A 19018-nucleotide genomic window follows, 5' to 3' on the forward strand; every position below is an offset into this window, starting at 1 on the left:
ATCCCCGTGGCCACGCCTTCCCTCTCCGACGCCACCACGCTGCGCCGTTTTGCTTCCCCCCTGCTGCTGGTGACGGCGCTGCTGATCGGGCTGCTGTCCCTGACCGTCGGCTACTTCGTCTGGCGCCAGCACAACGACCAGTTGGCCCACGGCGAAGCCCTGGCGGCAATGCACGCGCGACTGGCGGAAGACCAGTTGACCCAGAGCCTGCAACTGCTCGAACTGGCCCTGGGCAGCCTGGCCCCCCGGGTCGCCGCGGAAAGCACCGCAGAAAAACAGAGCGCCATCCTGCGCAGCGCCCTGGCCAACATGCCGATGCTGCGGTCCCTGAACGTGCTCTCCCCCCAGGGGCAGATCGTCGCCAGCAGCAACCCGGCCAACGTCGGCCGCCGCCCCGAACCGAGCGACCTGGCGCCGACCATGGCCACCGCCGGCGACGACTTCCGCATTGCCATTCCGTGGGCAGGCCGTGATTTCGCCGATGGCGAAGGCGTTCCAGCCATGGAGTCGGGACGCAGCGAACGCCGCATCCGCCAGGAATTCCTCCCCGTCCTGTACAGCCGGGACGCCGCGGCGGGGACGGAAATCACCCTGGTGGCGGCCGTCAATCCGGACTTTTTCCTCAACCAGTTCCTGCTCAACCTGGAAGACACCCAGGGCGTGCTGCGGGTGTTCCGCTACGACAACCGGCTGCTCTTTTCCACCCTGGAAAACGATGAGGGCCTGATCGGCCAGCGCCTGCCCGGCGCCCTCTTCGTCAGTCGGCTGCGCGACAGCGAATCCGGCGTCGGGATGCAGCGCCTGGAAGACGGTCGCCAGACCCAGGCGGCGTTCCGGGCCTCCCATCGTTATCCGGTGCTGGTGATGGCCCACGTTCCCGAAGAAATGCTGCTGGCCGGCTGGGGCGCGGAAACCCAGCGCCTGCTGCTGGTGGGCGGTCCGGCCTTCCTCGGCCTGCTGGTACTGGCGGGACTACTGCAACGGGAGCAACTGCGCCGGCGGCGGGAAAAAGCCGCCGCCATCGAGCGGGAACGGCACCGCCTCGCCACCGTGCTCGATTCGCTGCCGGCCAGCGTCGCCCTGCTCGACCGTAAGGGCAAGGTCCTGTTCGGCAATCCGGCCTGGCAGGCCAGCACGCCCTGCCACACGCCCGACGGCGAGGATGACGCCGAAATTTCCCCTCCTTGCCTGCCCTTCGAGGCCGCCTGCCAGGGCCAGAAGTGCCAGCAGCGCCAGTGCCAGCTCCCCGCCGCAACGCAAAAGCTGCTCGCCGACGGCCAGCCCTTCGACCTCGAACTGTCTCTGGGTGCGGCGCCGAACGTTCGCTGGGTGCGCATCCTGGGCAACCCGATCCCGCCGCTGCAAGAAGACGATGCAGCCCAGGGGGGCGCCGTGGTGATGCAGATGGATATCACCGAGCAGAAAGGCTTTGCCGAACAGCTGCGCCTCTACACCCGCATCTTCGAGTACAACGCCGAAGGCATCGCCATCGCCAATGCGCAGAACGAGATCGTCTGGGTCAATCGCGCATTCCAGGAGATCACCGGCTACAGTGAGCATGACGTGCTGGGCAGAAATCCCTCCCTGCTCAGCTCCGGCACCCACGACCCGAGCTTCTACGCCCAGATGTGGCGCGATCTGGAACAGCGCGGCTACTGGCAGGGCGAAATCGCCAACCGGCGCAAGAACGGCGACCTGCTACCCGGCTGGCTGACCATCTCGGCCATCGAGAACGATGCCGGCGAACTCACCCACTACGTGGCGATCTTCTCCGACATCACCGACCGCAAGGCCTCGGAAGCGCGCATCCGCTTCCTCTCCGAGCACGACTTCCTCACCGGGCTGCCCAACCGGGGCCTGTTCGCCGACCGGCTGTCCCAGGCCATCAACCGGGCGGCCCGCCACGGCGCCCGCCTGGCGGTGCTCGACATCGACCTGGACCGTTTCAAGGCGATCAACGACTCCCTCGGCCACAGCGTCGGCGACCAGTTGCTCCAGGAAGTGGCCCAACGGGTGGCGGCCTGCGTGCGCAGCAGCGACACGGTCTGCCGCCAGGGAGGCGACGAGTTCCTGATCCTGCTCGACGAGGTGGGCGACACCGATGCCGCCGCCCGGGTGGCGGTGCATCTGGTCCAGGCCATTTCCCGGCCCTACGTGATCGACGGCCATCCGCTCATCGTCACGCCCTCCATCGGCATCGCCATGTACCCGGACGACGGCACCACGGTGGAAGGCCTGGTCAGCTGCGCCGACATGGCCATGTATTACAGCAAGGGGCGGGGCCGCAACGCCTTCCACTTCTTCAAGCCGGAAATGACCGCCCAGGCCACCGAGCGGCTGGCCATCGAGTGCGGCCTGCGCGGCGCCCTGGACAAGGAAGAGTTCTCCCTGCTCTACCAGCCCCAGGTGGACCTGGCCAGCGGCGCCATCATCGGCGTCGAGGCCCTGATCCGCTGGAACGACCCGCAACGCGGGCTGCGCAGCCCCAACGAGTTCATCGCCCTGGCCGAGGAAACCGGCCTGATCGTGCCCATCGGCGACTGGGTGCTGCACGAGGCCTGCCGCCAGGCCCGGCAGTGGCGCGACCTGGGCCTGGCGCCGATCACCGTGGCGGTAAACGTGGCCGCCCCCCAGTTCTACCGCCCGGGCTTCATCCAGACCGTCGGCGACACCCTGGCGGCCTACGGCCTGCCCGGCAGCGCCATCGAACTGGAAGTGACCGAGCGGCTGATCCTCGAAACCCGCAACGAACAGCTGGAACTGCTCGAACAGCTACGTCGCCTGGGGGTGCAACTGTCGATCGACGATTTCGGCTCCGGTTACTCGTCCCTGGCCTACCTGCACCGCCTACCCATCGACAAGCTGAAGATCGACCGCAGCTTCATCTGCGACCTGGGGACCCACAGCGGCGACGCCACGATCACCGAAACCATCATCCACCTGGCCCACGACCTGGGCTTGACGGTGCTTGCCGAGGGGGTGGAAACCGAGGCCCAGCGCGACTTCCTGCAATCGCGGGGGTGCGACTCCTTTCAGGGCTTCCTGTTCAGCGAGCCGGTCAGCGCCGAGGCGGTCACCCAGCTGCTGCAGGCAGAACGCCGCGCCCCCACCAGCGGCCAGACCGCAGCCTGAGCCCCGGGGCTGCCCGGGGCGGGCCATCCTGGCCGGAACGGGCCGAGAGGCGGCGGCATTGCAGTCAGCCCGTCACGGGCTGCCACGAGGCTCAAGACGGCCAGAGGCGGCCCAGCCCGCAGCGCTGGCGATTTCCCATACCGTGCCGGATCCTTCGGCCCGACTCGCGCACCGCCCCCTTGTCGTGATTACCCGGCCTCCCAGGCCAAACCCCGCGCCAGTACTTGATCTTCAGACCCCAACCCCGGAACGCCGCGCCCCTGGCCGATCTTCAGGCATACCCTCTGGAGAAGCCCGTCTTTCCTAGCGATCAGGGCAGCGGTTGAACTCAGCCCTGATTGGCTGGCGGGGCGACCTTGACCACCTCGGCCAGGGTCGTCTGCCCTGCCGCCACCTTCATCGCCCCGGACACGCGCAGGGGCTTCATACCTTCCCGGTAAGCCTGATCGCGCACCCGGGCGATATCGGTCTGGGGCACGATCAGTTTGCGCATCTCGGGGCTGAGCAGCAGGATTTCGTACAGGCCGACCCGGCCCAAGTAGCCGGTCATGCGGCACTCCAGGCAGCCTTCCGGGTGGGGCAGCTGGGCCGGCGCGGTGGCGCGCCAGGGCACCACCAGGTTCTTCCACGCCTCCTCTTCTTCGGCGCGCAGGGGGGCGCTCTTCTTGCAGTGGGGGCACAGGGTACGCACCAGGCGCTGGGCCATCACGCCGAGCACGGTGGAGTTGATCAGGTAGGACGGCACCCCCAGGTCGAGCAGGCGGGTGACCGCCGAGGGGGCGTCGTTGGTGTGCAGGGTGGACAGCACCAGGTGGCCGGTCAGCGCCGCCTGGATGGCCATTTCGGCGGTGGCCAGATCGCGGATCTCGCCGATCATGATGATGTCCGGGTCTTGCCGCATCAGGGCGCGCACCCCGTCGGCGAACTCCAGGTCGATGCCGTGCTGCACCTGCATCTGGTTGAACGCCGGCTCCACCATCTCGATCGGGTCCTCGATGGTGCAGACGTTCACCTCCGGGGTGGCCAGCTGCTTCAGGGTCGAATACAGGGTGGTGGTCTTGCCCGAGCCGGTGGGGCCGGTGACCAGGATGATGCCGTTGGGCTGGCTGGTCATCCAGTTCCACTTCTGCTGGTCCTCGTCGGAAAAGCCCAGGTCGGCGAAGTCGCGCACCAGCACTTCCGGGTCGAACACCCGCATCACCAGCTTCTCGCCGAAGGCGGTGGGCAGCGTCGACAGGCGCAACTCGATCTCCTGGCCGGCCGGGGTGAGGGTCTTGATGCGGCCGTCCTGGGGGCGGCGCTTCTCGATCACGTCCATGCGGCCGAGCAGCTTGATGCGGCTGGTCATAGCGGTCATCACCGCCATCGGCACCTGGTAGACCTGGTGCAGCACCCCGTCGATGCGAAAGCGCACGATGCCCAGGTCGCGCCGCGGCTCGACGTGGATGTCGGAGGCGCGCTGCTCGAAGGCGTACTGCAGCAGCCAGTCCACGATATGGACGATGTGCTGGTCGTTGGCGTCGAGCTGGCGGTTGCTGCTGCCCAGCTGCACCAGTTGCTCGAAGGAGGACAGGCCGGGCACCGGCGTGCTGCCCTTGCGTTTCTGCGCCCCCTTCACCGAGCGGGCCAGGTTATAGAACTCCACCAGGAAGCGCGAGATCGCCAGGGGGTTGGCGATCACCGGACGGATGTCCTTGCCCAGGACCGCGCGCAATTCGCCCTGCCATTCGGTCAGGTAAGGCTCGGCAGTGGCCACCACCACCTCGTTGGCCGTCACCTCCACTGGCAGGATGGCAAAGCGCTTGGCGTAGGCCGAGGAGGCCACCTCGGTCACCGTGGTCACGTCGATCTTGAGCGGATCGATGTGGTAATAGGGCAGGTTAACCCGGCCTGCCAGCCACTCGGCCAGGGCATCCAGGGTCAGGGGCTTGCCGCTGCGAGCATCCTTGAAATGCTGGTCGGCGACCACCGCCAGGGGATGGACCGGGTCCCGGTAGAGGCGCCGTTCCCGGGCCAGCCGCTCCCCCTCTTCCTTGGTGATCACCCCGTCCTTGACCAGCCATTCGAGCGCCCCGTTGAGGGTCAGGCGGCGCTGACCCGAATTACTGCCCCGCCCTCCTCCGGCAGAGCCGGAACGGGACGAAGCGGGGGCATTGGCAGCGGGGGGAGTGACGGCGGAGGACATGGCGGCGGGGGCAGAAAAGGTGAAAAGGCCAAGGACGACAGCTCGGGTCCAGCCAGTTACCGCACTATAGCTCGCCTGGAGCCATCCCACGCCGCTGATCCCGCCCAGGGCGCCGTAAATCCGTAAATCCATGCCAGGCGCGGCCCCCACCTTGCCCTCGTCATCGGCTGGCCTATAGTCTAAACGGTGGCCGATAGCGGGATGCCGGCCTAATTTTGTCCTTCACCAAGGAATCCGCCATGAATAAGAAACTGCTCCTAGCCTGCCTGCTCGCACTCGGCTGTAGCGCCGCCTTCGCCCAACCGGGCCCCGGCCCGGGACCCGGTGGTGGACCGGGGCCCCGTGGTGGCGGCCAGCGCGGCATGATGGACTGCAGCCGGGCCATCGATCCGGCCTTGTGCGAATCGCACCGGGCCGCCCGCCAGCAGGCCTGGGAAGCCTGCCGTGGCAAGTATGGCGTCGAGCGGCGGCGTTGCATGCAAACCCAGATGGTCTCGCCGGACTGCGCCAAGTCCCCTGACCCCGCCACCTGCGAGCGCCACCAGAAGGCCCGCCAGGCCTGCCAGGACTCGATGGGTCCGGCCCACATGCAGTGCCTGCGGGATTATCTGGCCCCGGGCAACCGCTAGCCATTGGTTCTTTTCCGGGGCAGGACTGGTGCCCCACCGAAACGGCCCGGCCCAGGATGGCGCCGGGCCGTTTTGCGTGTCGGGGAACGCCCCAGGCCCAGCCTCCCGTGGGGCAACCGCCGCCAATCCGCTCAGGCCGGGTAGTTGGAGACTTCGATCAGGTTCAGGTCCGGGTCGCGGAAGTAGAACGACTGGATCGGCCCAATGGCGCCGGTGCGGGCCACCGGGCCTTCGACGATCGCCACGCCGGCAGCGCGCACGTGGGCCATGGCCGCCTCCAGGGGAGTAGCAGTGATGAAGCACAGGTCGGCGGACCCCGGGGTGGGCCGCTCGGCCTTGGGCTCGAACTCCTTGCCGGCCTGGTGCAGGTTGATCTTCTGCCGGCCAAAGGAAAGCGCCTTGCGTCCGGCGCCGAAGGTCACCGACTCCATGCCCAGCACCCGGGCGTAGAAGTCGCAGGTGGCGTCGATGTCGCGGACGGTGAGGACCAGGTGGTCGAGGCGGTCGATCTGCATGGGGTATCTCCGGGGAATGCGGCCGGCGTCGCTGTTATGGATGGTGCCCGAACGGTTGCCCCTGGCACTCCGGGCATCCCAGACACCCCAGACACCATTTACCGGCGGTAAAGCGCATGCGGTGCCCGGATCGCCAGCTTAGCAAATCCTGTTGCCCCGGCTGAAAGTCCGCGCCAGTCGGCCATCTCCAGCCCCCCTGCCCGAAGCGCCAATGAAAACGGGCATCTCCAGGGATACCCCTTGAAGATGCCCGTCTGGCGCGGACTTTCGGGGCATGCCCGAAAATCCGTCATGCCGGCCCAGCCGCTGGCCGGCCGACGTTGCCGCCGCCTTACTTGCCGGAGATGGCCAGCATCAGCGCGTTCATGCGCTTGACGAAGCCGGCCGGGTCTTCCAGCTGGCCGCCTTCGGCCAGGATGGCCTGTTCGAACAGCAGGTGGGCCCAGTCGTTGAATTGCGCTTCGGCCTCGCCCTTCAAGCGCACCACCGCCGGGTGCTCCGGGTTGATTTCCAGGATCGGCTGGTAGGCCGGGGCCTGCTGGCCGACCTGTTTGAGGATGCGGGCCAGGTTGCCGGACACGTCGTGCTCGTCGGACACCAGGCAGGCCGGGGAATCGGTCAGGCGCAGGGTGATGCGCACATCCTTGACCTTGTCGCCCAGGGCCCCCTTGACCTTCTCGGTCAGGTCCTTGAACTCGTCGGCGACCTTCTCGGCGGCCTTCTTCTCTTCCTCGTCCTCCAGCTTGCCCAGGTCCAGGCCGCCCTTGGCGACGGACTGGAGGGGCTTGCCGTCGAACTCGGTGAGGTGGCCCACCACCCACTCGTCCACCCGGTCGGAGAGCAGCAGCACCTCGATGCCCTTCTTGCGGAAGACTTCCAGGTGGGGGCTGTTCTTGGCGGCGGCGAAGGTGTCGGCGGTGACGTAGTAGATCTTCTCCTGCCCGTCCTTCATGCGCGCCACGTAGTCGGCCAGGGACACGGTCTCGTCGGCGGCGTCGGTGTGGGTGGAGGCAAAGCGCAGCAGGCCGGCGATGCGCTCCTTGTTGGCGAAGTCCTCGCCCACGCCTTCCTTGAGCACCTTGCCGAATTCCTTCCAGAAGGTGGCGTACTTGTCCTTGTCGGTCTGCTCGTCGCTGTTGGCCAGGCCTTCGAGCATGCCCAGCACGCGCTTGACGCAGCCGCCGCGGATGGTGTCGATCTCACGGCTTTCCTGGAGGATTTCCCGAGAGACGTTGAGGGGCAGGTCGTTGGAATCGACCAGGCCGCGCACGAAGCGCAGGTAGGACGGCATCAGCTTCTTGGCGTCGTCCATGATGAAGACGCGCTTCACGTACAGCTTGACGCCATGGCGCACGCCGCCGTCCTGGCCCCGGTCCCACATATCGAAGGGTGCGCGGCCGGGGATGTAGAGCAGCTGGGTGTATTCCTTGGTGCCCTCGACCTTGGCATGGACCCAGGCGAGCGGGTCCTCGAAGTCGTGGGCGACGTGCTTGTAGAAGGCCTTGTATTCGTCGTCGGAAATCTCGGCCTTGGGGCGGGTCCACAGGGCGGAGGCCTGGTTGACCGTCTCGTCCTCGTCCTTGACCACGGACTCGCCCTTCTCCTGATCCCACTCTTCCTTCTTCATGACGATGGGCAGGACGATGTGGTCGGAGTACTTGCGCACCAGGCTCTTCAGGGTCCAGGCGGAGAGGAACTCGTCCTCGCCCTCTTTCAGGTGCAGGACGATGTCGGTGCCGCGGCCGGCCTTGTCCACCGCTTCCACGGTGTAGTCGCCCAGGCCGGCGGATTCCCACTTGACGCCCTCGCCGGCGGGCAGGCCGGCGCGGCGGGAGATGACGGTGACCTTGTCGGCGACGATGAAGCTGGAGTAGAAGCCGACGCCGAACTGGCCGATCAGGTGGCTGTCCTTCTGGGAATCGCCGGTCAGGCTGGAGAAGAATTCCTTGGTGCCGGACTTGGCGATGGTGCCCAGGTGGCGCACCGCCTCGTCCCGGCTCATGCCGATGCCGTTGTCGGAAATGGTCAGGGTGCGGGCGGCCTTGTCGTAGGACAGGCGCACCTTGAGGTCGCCGTCGCCCTCGAACAGCTCGGGCTTGCCCATGGCCTCGAAGCGCAGCTTGTCGCAGGCGTCGGAGGCGTTGGAAATCAACTCGCGGAGGAAGATTTCCTTGTTGGAATAGAGGGAGTGGATCATCAGGTGCAGCAGTTGCTGCACCTCGGCCTGGAAGCCCAGGGTTTCTTTGGCGGCAGTTGCAGTGGTCATGTCAGTACGTGATCACGATGAGAAACGGAACACGACTTACATGGGGGCACGCCTGGAGATTTCAAGCCCCCGGGCAAGAACAACGTCGGGGAGAACGACATTCGCCCGGCCCACCAGGCGGTGAGTCGCAGCCCCTGCCGCCCCTCGGCCCGGCGCAATGATGGCCAGGCCGGTTGCGGGCAGCGGCGGTCAGTTCAGGGCGCCGTTGTTGAACACCGCCTGGTTGCGGCCGTTGCGCTTGGCCTCGTAGAGGGCTTCGTCGGCCCGGGCGAAGAGGCGGTCGAGCACGTCGTCCCGCTCTACCCGCACGGTCACGCCGATGCTCACGGTAAGGCGCAGGGGCACGCCGTCGGCGAGCATGAACGGTTCCGCCGCCACGGTCTGGCGCAACCGCTCGGCCACCTGCATGGCGCCGACGCCGTCGGTTTCGGGCAGCACCATGGCGAATTCCTCGCCGCCCATGCGCCCCAGCCGGTCCACCTCGCGAATTCCCGTGCCCAGGCAGGCGGCGATATGGCGCAGGGCCGCATCGCCGGCGGCGTGGCCGTGGGTGTCGTTGATGCGCTTGAAGTGGTCCACATCAATCATCAGCACGCCCAGGGCATGGCCGAAGCGGCGCGAGCGGGCCCATTCTTCCCCGGCCGTATCGAGGAAACGGGAGCGGTTGGCCAACCCGGTCAAGGTGTCGGTGGTGGCCAGGCGCTGCAACTCGGCCGAGGCCCGGGAACGTTCGATGGCAATCGCCGCCATCTTGCAGGCATGGTCCAGGGTTTCCTGCTCCAGGGGGGTGGGTCGGCGGCAATCGTCGAGGAACAGGGTGAACACCCCCAGCGAGTCGCGCCCCGGCGACATGATCGGGGTGGACCAGACCGACAGCACCCCCAGGCGGTCGAGGCGTTCCCGGGAAGGCGAAAAGCGCGGATCCAGGCGCACGTCGTCGCACAGATGCTGCACGCCGAAATGCAGGGCCGGGCCGCAGGTGGCGTCCCGGGCGAACAGCACGCTGCTGGTCAGGGTTTCCCGGAACCAGGCGGGCAGGGAAGGCGCAGCGCCGAGGGACATCGGTACGCCGCCATCCTCCCGGGCGGGCCCGCCGCGCAGCAGAACCATGGCCCGGGCGCGGGGCACGGCTTTTTCCACCTTGCCGCTGAGCAGTTCCAGGGTGCGCTGAAGCGGCGCATCCTCGGCGATCAGGCGCAGGACCTGGCGTTCCACCGCCAGCATGGTTTCGGCGTGTTTGCGCTCGGTGATGTCCACCGAGGCGGCAATGGTCAGCTGGCGCCGGCCAAGACGGATCGCCCGGCGGTAGGACAGGTAATGGCGCGGATTGTCCGTATCCAGCGCCAGACGTTCCTCGCGGACCACCACCTTGCCGGACTGAACGGCCTTCAGGTCGTCCTCACGCAGGCGCTTGATGGTTTCGGCGGGCAGCACCTCTTCGTCCGGGCACCCGACCAGGTCGGGCTTCCCCTTGCCCAGCACGGACGCGGCCAGTTCGTTGACCACGACGAAGCGGCCAGCCTCGTCGCGCACGGTGACCATCAGGGGCAGGGTGTCGAGGATCGACTCGGTCAGGTTGGACTGCTGTTCGAGCTGCTGGCGGCTTTCGGCCAGGTCGCTCTCTGAGCGGCGCTGCTCGGAGATGTCGGAAAAGACGCAGACGTAGTTGGAAATGATGCCGGCGGCGTTGCGCACGGCGGTGATGGTCATGGCCTCGGGGTAGATCTCGCCGTTCTTGCGCCGGTTCATGATCTCGCCGCGCCACTCGCCGCTCTCGGTGATGCGCTCGTACATCGCCTCGTAAAAGGCACGATCGTGCAGACCGGACTTGAGCAGTCGGGTGTCCCGGCCGATCGCTTCTTCCGCCGTGTAGCCGGTAATCAGGGTGAAAGCCGGGTTCACCGAACGGATGATCTGGCGATGGTCGGTGATCATGATCGCTTCCAGGGAGGTTTCCGCCACCTTGGAAGCCAGGGCCAGGGCCTGTTCCGATTTTTGCAGGCGCAGGGCCTGATCGGCCAGGGCGGCCTGGAGTTCGCGGACGTATTCCTGCTCGACGCTGTCGAGAATATCGGCATAGGACAGCAGGCCGACGATGTCGCCGTCGTCCCCCGCCACCCCCAGGTGGCGGATACGCCGCTCGGCGAACAACTGGCGCGCCTGGTAGAGGGTAGCGTCGCGGGGCACGATGATCAGCGGGAAGGAGGCCACCCGACCGGCGGTGGTGGCCAGGGTGCCCTGACTGATCAGGCGCAGCACGTCCTGCCCGGTGAGGATGCCTTTCACGCCCTTGGCGCAGACGATGGCGGCATCGCAGCGCGCCTCGCGCATGCGCTGCACCACCTCGGCCATCGGCGTCTCGGCCTCCACCTGCAGGGGCAGACTCTTCACCACCGACTCGACGTTGCGCAAATGCACGTAGAACTCGATGCCCTGGTTGTTCACCACGTCGGTCTGGGACACCACCCCCTGGGCCCGCCCCGAACCATCGACCACCAGCAGATGGCGAATCCGGTCCTGCTTGAAGCGCACCGCTGCCTCGCCCAGGCTTGCGTGGTCGGGCAGGGTCTTGACCGGGGTGCTCATCACTTCGATCACCGGCCGTTCCAAGGCGTGGGGATCGTTGAAATCGAGCGCCAGTGCATCCTTCTCGGTCCAGATACCCAGTACCTGCTCGGGCAGCGCCGGATCCACCACCAGAATCGATCCGCAGCGGGCTTCGTGCATGCGCGAGGCGGCCACCGCCAGGGTCGTATCGGGGCTGCAGACCAACAATTCCCGCTGGAGGATGCGCGTCACCGGCAGGTCGTAATGCATGATCGTCGTCAATCCCAGACCTCGTAGCGTATATCGGTGATTTCAATTTCCCGCAGCCCCACCGGGCTCTGGAAACGAACCACATCGCCCTCGCGGGCCTTGAGCAGTGCCCGTGCCAGGGGCGAAATCCAGCTGATGCGGCCGCGGGTCACGTCGGCCTCGTCCACACCGACGATGGTGTAGACGGCCTCGTTGCCCGCTTCGTCGCACACCGCCACGGTGGCGCCGAAAAAGACTTGTTCCACGTTTTCCTGCTGGCGCGGGTCCACCACCTGGGCGATGTCGAGCCGCTTGGTGAGAAAGCGGATGCGCCGGTCAATCTCGCGCAGGCGTTTCTTGCCGTAGAGGTAATCGCCGTTCTCGGAACGGTCGCCGTTGCTGGCGGCCCAGGACACCACTTCCACCACCCGCGGCCGCTCACGCTTGATCAACTCGTCCAGCTCGGTCTTGAGCCGGGCGAAACCGGCGGGGGAGATGTAGTTGCGCGTGCCCTGGGGAAGGCGCAGGGCCGGAGCGAGATCCTCGTCCCCGTCATCCCCCTCGTCGCCGTCATTTTCCCGCACGAATGCCTTGTTCATGGCCAGCACCAAAACGTCGATTTTAGGCGATCGGACCTGCGATCACCACTGCAAAAAGCCAGCGCCCGGCACAGGGCCGGGCGCTGGCGAAAAAGCAAAGCGCTCAGAAGCCGATCTGGAACGCCGGCACATCGATGCGCACCGTGGGCCGTTGCAGCGCCGCAGCGGTGTTGCGGGCAAAGGTCTGCCCCCAGGTGTTACCGGCACCGAAACGGGCCTCGCCGCCGTACTTGGCGACATTGAGGATCTTGTCGATGATCAGCACCTTGCCCATCGGGTTGGTGGGCTCGCACTCCAGGTCGACGAACTCCTTGTCGAACCAGCGGCGGGCATCCGTATCGCTGGTTCCCTGCAAATCGGCTTCGGTGAAGCGGAAGGTGTACTCCCGGTCCCGTCCATAAACTACGACCACGTCGTACTGCATGTCCCCTCCTTGATTGTGGATTTGGTGAGAGAACCTCATTCTAACGCCAAAGCCATTTCCGCCAAGGGGGCTCGGTTTCCCGCCATGGCGCCCTTCGCCGCGGCGAACGAGGCCAGCCAAACCGATTGTTTTTGTCATGGCCCCGCCCTACCATTGCGGGCAACGCTTCTGAGACCCCCATACCGTGACGCTGACCGCGGAAGAAATCGAGGAAATCAACGCCCGTCTGCATGCCCTGCAGGTGGAGCATCGGGATCTGGACGAGGTGGTCACCCGCCTGGTGGCCAACCCCCCGACCGACCAACTGCTCGTGCAACGCCTCAAGAAGCGCAAGCTGCAGCTCAAGGACCGCATCACCCTGCTCGAAGGCATGCTGGTCCCCGACATCCCGGCCTGAGATCGCGCCCAGCAAACTCGGCCCCACCCCTCAGGAGACTCCCCATGGCCGGAATCGACGGCTATTCGCTGGATACGCTCGCCCTGCACGCGGGCACCCCGCCCGACCCCGCCACCGGCGCCCGGGCCCTGCCGATCCACCTCTCGACCTCCTTCGTCTTCCGCGACGCCGACCACGCCGCCGCCCTGTTCGACCTGGAACGGGCCGGCCACGTCTATTCGCGCATTTCCAACCCCACCGTGGCGGCCTTCGAGGAGCGCATCGCCGCCCTGGAAGGGGGGATCGGTTCGATTGCCACCGCCAGCGGCCAGGCCGCCCTGTTCCTCGCCCTCTCCACCCTGATGGGGGCCGGCGGCCATGTGGTCGCCTCCCGGGCCCTGTACGGCGGCTCCCATAACCTGCTCGCCTACACCCTGCCCCGCTTCGGCATCACCACCACCTTCGTCGATCCCCGGGACCCGGACGCCTGGCGTGCCGCCATCCGCCCCGAGACCCGCGCCTTCCTGGCCGAGACCCTGGGCAATCCGACCCTGCCGGTGCTGGACATCCCGGCGGTAGCCGCCATCGCCCACGAGGCCGGCATCCCCCTGGTGGTGGACGCCACCCTGACCCCGCCAACCCTGCTGCGCCCCTTCGACCACGGCGCCGACATCGTCGTGCACTCCGCCACCAAGTACCTGTCCGGCCACGGCACCGTGGTGGGCGGCGTGGTGGTGGACAGCGGCCGCTTCGACTGGGAGGCCAATGCCGAGCGCTTCCCCCTGCTCACCGCGCCCTACGACGGTTTCCACGGCATGGACTTCGCCGAGGAGTCGCCGGTGGCCGCCTTTCTGCTGCGTGCCCGGCGCGAGGGCCTGCGCGACTTCGGCGCCTGCCTGTCGCCGATGAACGCCTTCCAGATCCTGCAAGGCATGGAAACCCTGGGCATCCGCATGGAGCGCCACTGCGCCAACGCCCGCACGGTGGCCAACTTCCTGGCCGAGAGCCCCGTGGTGGAGTCGGTGTCCTACCCGGAACTGGCCAGCCACCGGGACCACGCCCTGGCGCAGAAGCTGCTGCCCAAGGGCTGCGGCGGGGTGCTGACCTTCGACGTCAAGGGCGGCCGTGAGGCGGGCAAGCGGATGATCGAATCCCTGCGCCTGTTCTCCCACCTGGCCAACGTGGGCGACGCCAAGTCCCTGGTGATCCACCCGGCCACCACCACCCACTTCCGCATGGACGACGCCAGCCTGGCCCAGGTCGGTATCGGTCCGGGCACCATCCGCCTGTCGGTGGGCCTGGAAGACTCGGCCGACCTGATCGAGGACCTCTCCCGCGGCCTGGCCGCCGTCGCCAAGCTGCTCAAGGGCTGAGCCCGAAACCGGACCGATCCATGGAACTGACCGTCAACCACCATCCCGTCTTCGTCTATACCGGCGGCGTCGCTTTCGACCCCGCCCGCCCCGCCGTGGTGTTCATCCACGGCGCCGCCCACGACCATAGCGTGTGGGCGCTGCAAACCCGCTACCTGGCCCACCACGGCCATGCCGTGCTGGCTCCCGACCTGCCGGGCCATGGCCGCTCCGGCGGCGCTCCCCTGGCCTCGGTGGAAGCCCTGGCCGACTGGGTGATCGCCCTGCTCGACGCTGCCGGGCTGGACAAGGCCGTGCTGGTGGGGCACTCCATGGGCGCCATGACCGTCCTCGAAGCCGCCGCCCGCCACCCGGCCCGGGTGAGCAAGATCGCCCTGCTCGGCGCGGCCTTTCCCATGGGCGTGTCCGAGGCCCTGCTCGCCGCCGCCCAGGACGATCCGGAAACGGCCTACAAAATGGTCAACCTGTGGTCCCACGCCCCCGCCACCCACGTCGGCGGCAACCCCACCCCCGGGGTGTGGCAGACCGGCCTCAACCTGGCGATCATGCGCCGCTCCAAGCCCGGCGTGCTGCACCGGGACCTGCTCAACTGCCAGGCCTACCTGGGTGGGCTGGAAGCCGCCGCCAAGGTGGCCTGTCCGGCCCTGCTGGTGTGCGCCGACCGGGACCTGATGACCCCGCCCCGGGCTGTCCAGGGCCTGCGTGACGCCATTGCCGGCGTGAAAGTGGCGTCCATCGCCGGGGCCGGCCACGCCATGATGGCCGAACGTCCCGACGCCGTGCTCGACGCCCTGCGGGATTTCGTCTGAGCCCGATTTCGTCGTCCCTCGGCTTTCCGCCCTGTTCTTTCGTGGAGCCCGCCATGACCCGACCGCCTTCCTCCCCGCTTCGGCGCCGCTTCGCCCTCGGAACCGCCATCGCGCTGCTGCTCGGCGGTTCCCTGGCCCAAGCCCAGGAAGCCCCCGCCCTGTCCCGGGGCCAGACCCTCTACCTGCCGGTGTATTCGCACCTGTGGCACGGCAACCGGGACAAGCAGGGGCGGCCGGAAATCGTTTACCTGTCGGCCCTGGTCAGCATTCGCAACACGGACCCGACCCGTCCCCTGCGCGTCACCCAGGCCCGTTACTACGACACCGCCGGCAAGTCCCTGCGCGACTTCGTCAGTCAGCCCCAGACCGTGCCGCCCCTGGGCACCCTGGAACTGTTCATCGAGCGGCGCGAGGCCGAGGGGGGGTCCGGCGCCAACTTCCTGATCCGCTGGCAGGCCGACGCCGCGATCAACCCGCCCCTGGTGGAGGCAGTCCATACCGACCTCTACGGCAATCGGGCGATCTCATTCAACACCCAGGCCCGGCAAATCAGCGAATAAGCCGCATCAGCCCCAATGCAAAGGCCTCCCACCTCGGGAGGCCTTTGCATTGGGGCGCCGGCATCGCAGCCAGCCTAGACCAGCCCAGACACCCCTACTTGCCCTTGGCGGTCTTGGCGGCAGGGATCACCCAGCGGTCCCCGTCCTTGCACAGCACGTACTCATCGCTGCCCTGGCGCTTGTCGTGGAAGTTTTCCACTCGCACCCGGCGGCACCCCTCCTGGCCGACCGGTGCCTTGTCGGGCGTGATGCGCCCGCTACTGCCGGTCCGGTCGTTGCGCCACGCCACCGTCTGACCATCGGCGGCATTGTTCAGGGCATCCTGCAGCGTCTTTTCCATCAAGGCCACGTCCTCACGGCTGAAGTGGCCGACTGCCGATTCCTTGAGGAAATCGGTATTGCCGGCCCAGACCGGCGCGAACGGCAAACCGCCGACCAGAACGCCCAACAGCCAGGGGCGGAAATGTGTTCTTTTCGCGATGCTAGCCATAACCCCTCCTCATGGACTTCACGTATTCATCATGGTCGCTGCAATCGCAGGGGGCAAGCGCAGGGGACAAGAAAAACGGCCCGATGAAGCACTTCATCGGGCCGTTTCGGGAACAGGGGGGGGGCTACCAGAGGGTCAGAGCACCAGGCTGCCGATCCACCAGGCAAAGGCCGCCACCAGGGCGCTGGCAGGAATGGTCAGGATCCAGGCCCAGACGATGCCGCCGGCCACGCCCCAGCGCACCGCCGACACCTTGCGCGCCGAGCCCACCCCGACGATGGCGCCGGTGATGGTGTGGGTGGTGGAGACGGGGATGCCCAGCATGGTGGCCAGGAACAGGGTGATGGCCCCGCCGGTCTCGGCGCAGAAGCCGCCCACCGGCTTGAGCTTGGTGATGCGCTGGCCCATGGTCTTGACGATACGCCAGCCACCGAACAGGGTGCCGAGGCTGATCGAGACGTAACAGGCGATCACCACCCACGTCGGGATCGGGTCCGCCTTGGCGGTCATGCCGGCAGCGATGAGCAGCATCCAGATGATGCCGATGGTCTTCTGCGCATCGTTGCCGCCGTGGCCCAAACTGTAGAGGCCGGCGGAAATCAGCTGCAGACGACGGAACCAGCGGTCGACCCTGCGCGGCGTGGAACGGCGGAACAGCCAGGCGACGATCACCATCAGCAAGGTTCCGAGCAGGAAGCCGAGCAGGGGCGAAACGAAGATGAAGGCCACGGTCTTGAGGATGCCGCCGGCGATCAGGGCATCGGGCCCGGCCTTGGCCAGGCCGGCCCCAACCAGCCCACCGATGAGGGCGTGGGACGAGGACGAGGGGATGCCGTAGTACCAGGTGATGATGTTCCAGGCGATGGCCCCGATCAGGGCGCCGAAGACCACGATGTGGTCGACGATGGCCGGATCGATGGTGCCCTTGCCGATGGTGGTGGCTACATTGAGGTGGAAAACCGCCACGGCGATGAAGTTGAACATCGCGGCCCAGGCGACGGCCTGGTGGGGTTTGAGTACGCCGGTGGAGACGACGGTGGCAATGGCGTTGGCCGCATCATGAAACCCGTTCATGAAGTCGAAGGCCAGCGCCAGAGCCACCAGCACGATCACGACCCCCAGGCTGATGGTCAGGGTATCCATGGGTGTCGATCAGGAGTTTTCGAGGACGATGCCTTCGATGATGTTGGCCACATCCTCGCAGCGGTCGGTAACGGTCTCGAGGATTTCGTAGATGGCCTTCAGCTTGATCAGCTGGCGCACATCCGGCTCGTCGCGGAACAGGCGGGAAATGGCGCCGCGCATGACCCGGTCGGCATCGGATTCGAGCCGGTCGATTTCCTGGCAGGTCTTGAGGATGGCCTGGCCCTGGTCCAGGGTCGGCAGCAACGACACCGCGTGACGCACACGCTCGCAACAGGACAGGCAGATCTCGGCCAGCTGCTTGGCTTCCGGCGTACCGCGGCGGATGTCGTACAGGGTCAGGGTCTGGGCCGCGTCCTGGATCAGATCCAGGATGTCGTCCATGCGGATGATCAACTGGTGGATCTCGTCCCGATCCAGGGGCGTGATGAAGGTCTTGTGCAACAGCGAAACCGTTTCGTGGGTGACCTTGTCGGCCCGGGTTTCGGCGGTATCCACGGCTTCAGCGTAGGCCCGGGACTCCTCATCGGACTTGCCGAGCTGGGTCATCAGCCCGACCAACGCCTGCCCCCCCTGCACGACCAACTCGGCATGGGCGTTGAACAGGTCAAAAAATTTGCCCTCTTGGGGCATGAAGCGACCGAACATGGATGGTGTCGAGAAATAAAAAAGAAATATTTTAGCATTCTCCCCCGCCGCTCCCGCGCGCTCCTGTGACTTTTGTCAGAAGTAACAGCGAGTACTCCAATGGTTTCCCCGGGCACCGGCCAATACGGGACCGCCGCTTCATGCCGCTGTCACCCGAATGGCTTATGATCTGGTTATTCTGCATTGCAACTACGACCTACCCGATTGCATTGATTAATATCAAACCGTCGATGTTGCAGTGCAACTAAAGTAGTTAAACACCCTCCAGATCAATTTCATAAGGGATACTCCATGTTTAACCTGAACGGTAAAAAAGGCCTCGTGGTTGGCGTCGCCAACGATAAAAGCATCGCCTACGGCTGTGCCAAGGCCTTCAAGAGCTGCGGAGCGGAACTGGCCCTGACCTTTCTAAACGCCAAGGCCGAGCCTCATGTTCGCCCCCTGGCGGAATCCCTGGGCGCCAGCCATTTCCTGCCCCTGGACGTGGAGCAACCGGAACAGATGGAGGCAGTTTTCGCCACCTTGGAAAAATCCTGGGGAAAACTCGACTTTCTCGTCCACTCCATCGCCTTTGCCCCGCAGAACGATCTGCACGGCCGGGTGGTCGATTCCAGCCGCGACGGTTTCCTGCGCGCCATGGACATTTCCGCCCACTCCTTCGTGCGCATGGCCAAGCTGGCCGAGCCCTTGATGAAGGACGGCGGCTGCCTGCTGACCATGAGCTACCTGGGCGCCGACGAAGTGGTGGAAAACTACGGCATCATGGGTCCGGTCAAGGCCGCCCTGCAGTCCGCCACCCGCTACATGGCATCCGAACTGGGCCCCAAGGGCATCCGCGTGCACGCCATCTCCCCGGGGCCGCTGCTGACCCGGGCCGCTTCCGGCATCGCCAACTTCGACCACTTGATGCAGGACGCCATCGAGCGCTCGCCCCTGCACCGCCTGGTATCGATCGACGACGTGGGCGCCCTGGCGGCCTACCTGGTCAGCGACGTGGCCACCACCCTGACCGGCGGCACCATTTATATTGACGGCGGCTACAACATCGTCGGCGGCTGACGCCACGCAGCCCC

General features: G+C 66.6%; 16 protein-coding genes. 7 read left to right on the top strand and 9 right to left on the bottom strand.

Features of this window, described 5'->3' with window-relative positions:
• The first annotated feature begins 6 nt into the window (after nucleotides 1–6).
• Entirely contained in the window at nucleotides 7–3132 is a 3126-nt protein-coding gene (locus OTERR_RS10000; protein ID WP_149425658.1) for an EAL domain-containing protein, read from the top strand.
• Nucleotides 3133–3460: 328 nt separating this feature from the next.
• Here OTERR_RS10000 and tfpB read toward each other — a convergent pair whose 3' ends face one another.
• Nucleotides 3461–5317, bottom strand: coding sequence for a type IV pilus assembly ATPase TfpB (gene tfpB / locus OTERR_RS10005; RefSeq protein WP_149425659.1), 1857 nt, complete (start codon nucleotides 5315–5317; stop codon nucleotides 3461–3463).
• A gap of 239 nt (nucleotides 5318–5556) precedes the next feature.
• Here tfpB and OTERR_RS10010 point away from each other — a divergent pair, with 239 nt between their 5' ends.
• On the top strand, nucleotides 5557–5946 hold the full coding sequence (locus OTERR_RS10010) for a hypothetical protein (RefSeq protein WP_054621406.1): 390 nt from the start codon (nucleotides 5557–5559) through the stop codon (nucleotides 5944–5946).
• Between the two features lie 131 nt (nucleotides 5947–6077).
• Here OTERR_RS10010 and OTERR_RS10015 read toward each other — a convergent pair whose 3' ends face one another.
• From OTERR_RS10015 to OTERR_RS10035, 5 genes are all read right to left on the bottom strand, one after another.
• Entirely contained in the window at nucleotides 6078–6461 is a 384-nt protein-coding gene (locus OTERR_RS10015) for a VOC family protein (protein WP_054621407.1), read from the bottom strand.
• Between the two features lie 331 nt (nucleotides 6462–6792).
• Nucleotides 6793–8727 (bottom strand): molecular chaperone HtpG, encoded by a 1935-nt coding sequence (gene htpG / locus OTERR_RS10020; RefSeq protein WP_149425660.1) that lies wholly within the window; start codon nucleotides 8725–8727, stop codon nucleotides 6793–6795.
• Between the two features lie 189 nt (nucleotides 8728–8916).
• A complete protein-coding gene (locus OTERR_RS10025; protein WP_149425661.1) occupies nucleotides 8917–11556 on the bottom strand; it encodes a diguanylate cyclase in 2640 nt (879 codons plus the stop codon).
• Complete coding sequence (greB, locus tag OTERR_RS10030; protein WP_054621464.1) at nucleotides 11553–12122, bottom strand: transcription elongation factor GreB; 570 nt, start codon at nucleotides 12120–12122, stop codon at nucleotides 11553–11555. The genes OTERR_RS10025 and greB overlap by 4 nt, the downstream gene beginning before the upstream one ends.
• A gap of 103 nt (nucleotides 12123–12225) precedes the next feature.
• On the bottom strand, nucleotides 12226–12546 hold the full coding sequence (locus tag OTERR_RS10035; protein ID WP_054621410.1) for a hypothetical protein: 321 nt from the start codon (nucleotides 12544–12546) through the stop codon (nucleotides 12226–12228).
• Between the two features lie 184 nt (nucleotides 12547–12730).
• On the opposite strand from OTERR_RS10035, the gene OTERR_RS10040 reads away from it, so the two are divergent.
• Genes OTERR_RS10040 through OTERR_RS10055 form a run of 4 tightly spaced genes read left to right on the top strand, consistent with a single transcriptional unit; the run spans nucleotide 12731 to nucleotide 15664 of the window.
• Nucleotides 12731–12943 (top strand): YdcH family protein, encoded by a 213-nt coding sequence (locus OTERR_RS10040; protein WP_149425662.1) that lies wholly within the window; start codon nucleotides 12731–12733, stop codon nucleotides 12941–12943.
• 44 nt (nucleotides 12944–12987) lie between these two features.
• Nucleotides 12988–14295 (top strand): O-acetylhomoserine aminocarboxypropyltransferase, encoded by a 1308-nt coding sequence (locus OTERR_RS10045; RefSeq protein WP_149425663.1) that lies wholly within the window; start codon nucleotides 12988–12990, stop codon nucleotides 14293–14295.
• A 20-nt stretch (nucleotides 14296–14315) separates the two neighbouring features.
• The gene (locus OTERR_RS10050; RefSeq protein WP_149425664.1) at nucleotides 14316–15104 is read left to right on the top strand and encodes an alpha/beta fold hydrolase; all 789 of its coding nucleotides are present in this window, start codon (nucleotides 14316–14318) and stop codon (nucleotides 15102–15104) included.
• 53 nt (nucleotides 15105–15157) lie between these two features.
• The gene (locus OTERR_RS10055; protein ID WP_054621413.1) at nucleotides 15158–15664 is read left to right on the top strand and encodes a DUF3124 domain-containing protein; all 507 of its coding nucleotides are present in this window, start codon (nucleotides 15158–15160) and stop codon (nucleotides 15662–15664) included.
• A gap of 94 nt (nucleotides 15665–15758) precedes the next feature.
• Here the strand turns inward: OTERR_RS10055 and OTERR_RS10060 are convergent, their stop codons facing one another.
• The 3 genes from OTERR_RS10060 to OTERR_RS10070 all read right to left on the bottom strand — a co-directional run bounded on the left by OTERR_RS10060 (nucleotide 15759) and on the right by OTERR_RS10070 (nucleotide 17945).
• Nucleotides 15759–16154, bottom strand: coding sequence for a hypothetical protein (locus OTERR_RS10060; RefSeq protein ID WP_149425665.1), 396 nt, complete (start codon nucleotides 16152–16154; stop codon nucleotides 15759–15761).
• 135 nt (nucleotides 16155–16289) lie between these two features.
• The gene (locus OTERR_RS10065; protein ID WP_054621415.1) at nucleotides 16290–17297 is read right to left on the bottom strand and encodes an inorganic phosphate transporter; all 1008 of its coding nucleotides are present in this window, start codon (nucleotides 17295–17297) and stop codon (nucleotides 16290–16292) included.
• A gap of 9 nt (nucleotides 17298–17306) precedes the next feature.
• Nucleotides 17307–17945 carry a DUF47 domain-containing protein gene (locus tag OTERR_RS10070; RefSeq protein WP_054621416.1) on the bottom strand — a complete coding sequence of 213 codons (639 nt, stop codon included), beginning with the start codon at nucleotides 17943–17945 and terminating at the stop codon, nucleotides 17307–17309.
• 291 nt (nucleotides 17946–18236) lie between these two features.
• Between OTERR_RS10070 and fabI the strand changes: the two genes are divergently transcribed.
• A complete protein-coding gene (gene fabI / locus OTERR_RS10075; RefSeq protein ID WP_054621417.1) occupies nucleotides 18237–19004 on the top strand; it encodes an enoyl-ACP reductase FabI in 768 nt (255 codons plus the stop codon).
• Nucleotides 19005–19018 lie beyond the last annotated feature (14 nt).

This window comes from Oryzomicrobium terrae, assembly GCF_008274805.1.
Lineage (GTDB): Bacteria > Pseudomonadota > Gammaproteobacteria > Burkholderiales > Rhodocyclaceae > Oryzomicrobium > Oryzomicrobium terrae.

What these genes read in the sequence shown, in the direction of transcription:
- OTERR_RS10065 (WP_054621415.1), bottom strand. Translation starts at nt 17,297, where the DNA reads ATGGATACCCTGACCATCAGCCTGGGGGTCGTGATCGTGCTGGTGGCT.
- OTERR_RS10035 (WP_054621410.1), bottom strand. Translation starts at nt 12,546, where the DNA reads ATGCAGTACGACGTGGTCGTAGTTTATGGACGGGACCGGGAGTACACC.
- OTERR_RS10055 (WP_054621413.1), top strand. Translation starts at nt 15,158, where the DNA reads ATGACCCGACCGCCTTCCTCCCCGCTTCGGCGCCGCTTCGCCCTCGGA.
- OTERR_RS10010 (WP_054621406.1), top strand. Translation starts at nt 5,557, where the DNA reads ATGAATAAGAAACTGCTCCTAGCCTGCCTGCTCGCACTCGGCTGTAGC.
- tfpB (WP_149425659.1), bottom strand. Translation starts at nt 5,317, where the DNA reads ATGTCCTCCGCCGTCACTCCCCCCGCTGCCAATGCCCCCGCTTCGTCC.
- OTERR_RS10015 (WP_054621407.1), bottom strand. Translation starts at nt 6,461, where the DNA reads ATGCAGATCGACCGCCTCGACCACCTGGTCCTCACCGTCCGCGACATC.
- OTERR_RS10045 (WP_149425663.1), top strand. Translation starts at nt 12,988, where the DNA reads ATGGCCGGAATCGACGGCTATTCGCTGGATACGCTCGCCCTGCACGCG.
- OTERR_RS10060 (WP_149425665.1), bottom strand. Translation starts at nt 16,154, where the DNA reads ATGGCTAGCATCGCGAAAAGAACACATTTCCGCCCCTGGCTGTTGGGC.
- OTERR_RS10050 (WP_149425664.1), top strand. Translation starts at nt 14,316, where the DNA reads ATGGAACTGACCGTCAACCACCATCCCGTCTTCGTCTATACCGGCGGC.
- htpG (WP_149425660.1), bottom strand. Translation starts at nt 8,727, where the DNA reads ATGACCACTGCAACTGCCGCCAAAGAAACCCTGGGCTTCCAGGCCGAG.
- greB (WP_054621464.1), bottom strand. Translation starts at nt 12,122, where the DNA reads ATGAACAAGGCATTCGTGCGGGAAAATGACGGCGACGAGGGGGATGAC.
- OTERR_RS10070 (WP_054621416.1), bottom strand. Translation starts at nt 17,945, where the DNA reads ATGTTCGGTCGCTTCATGCCCCAAGAGGGCAAATTTTTTGACCTGTTC.
- fabI (WP_054621417.1), top strand. Translation starts at nt 18,237, where the DNA reads ATGTTTAACCTGAACGGTAAAAAAGGCCTCGTGGTTGGCGTCGCCAAC.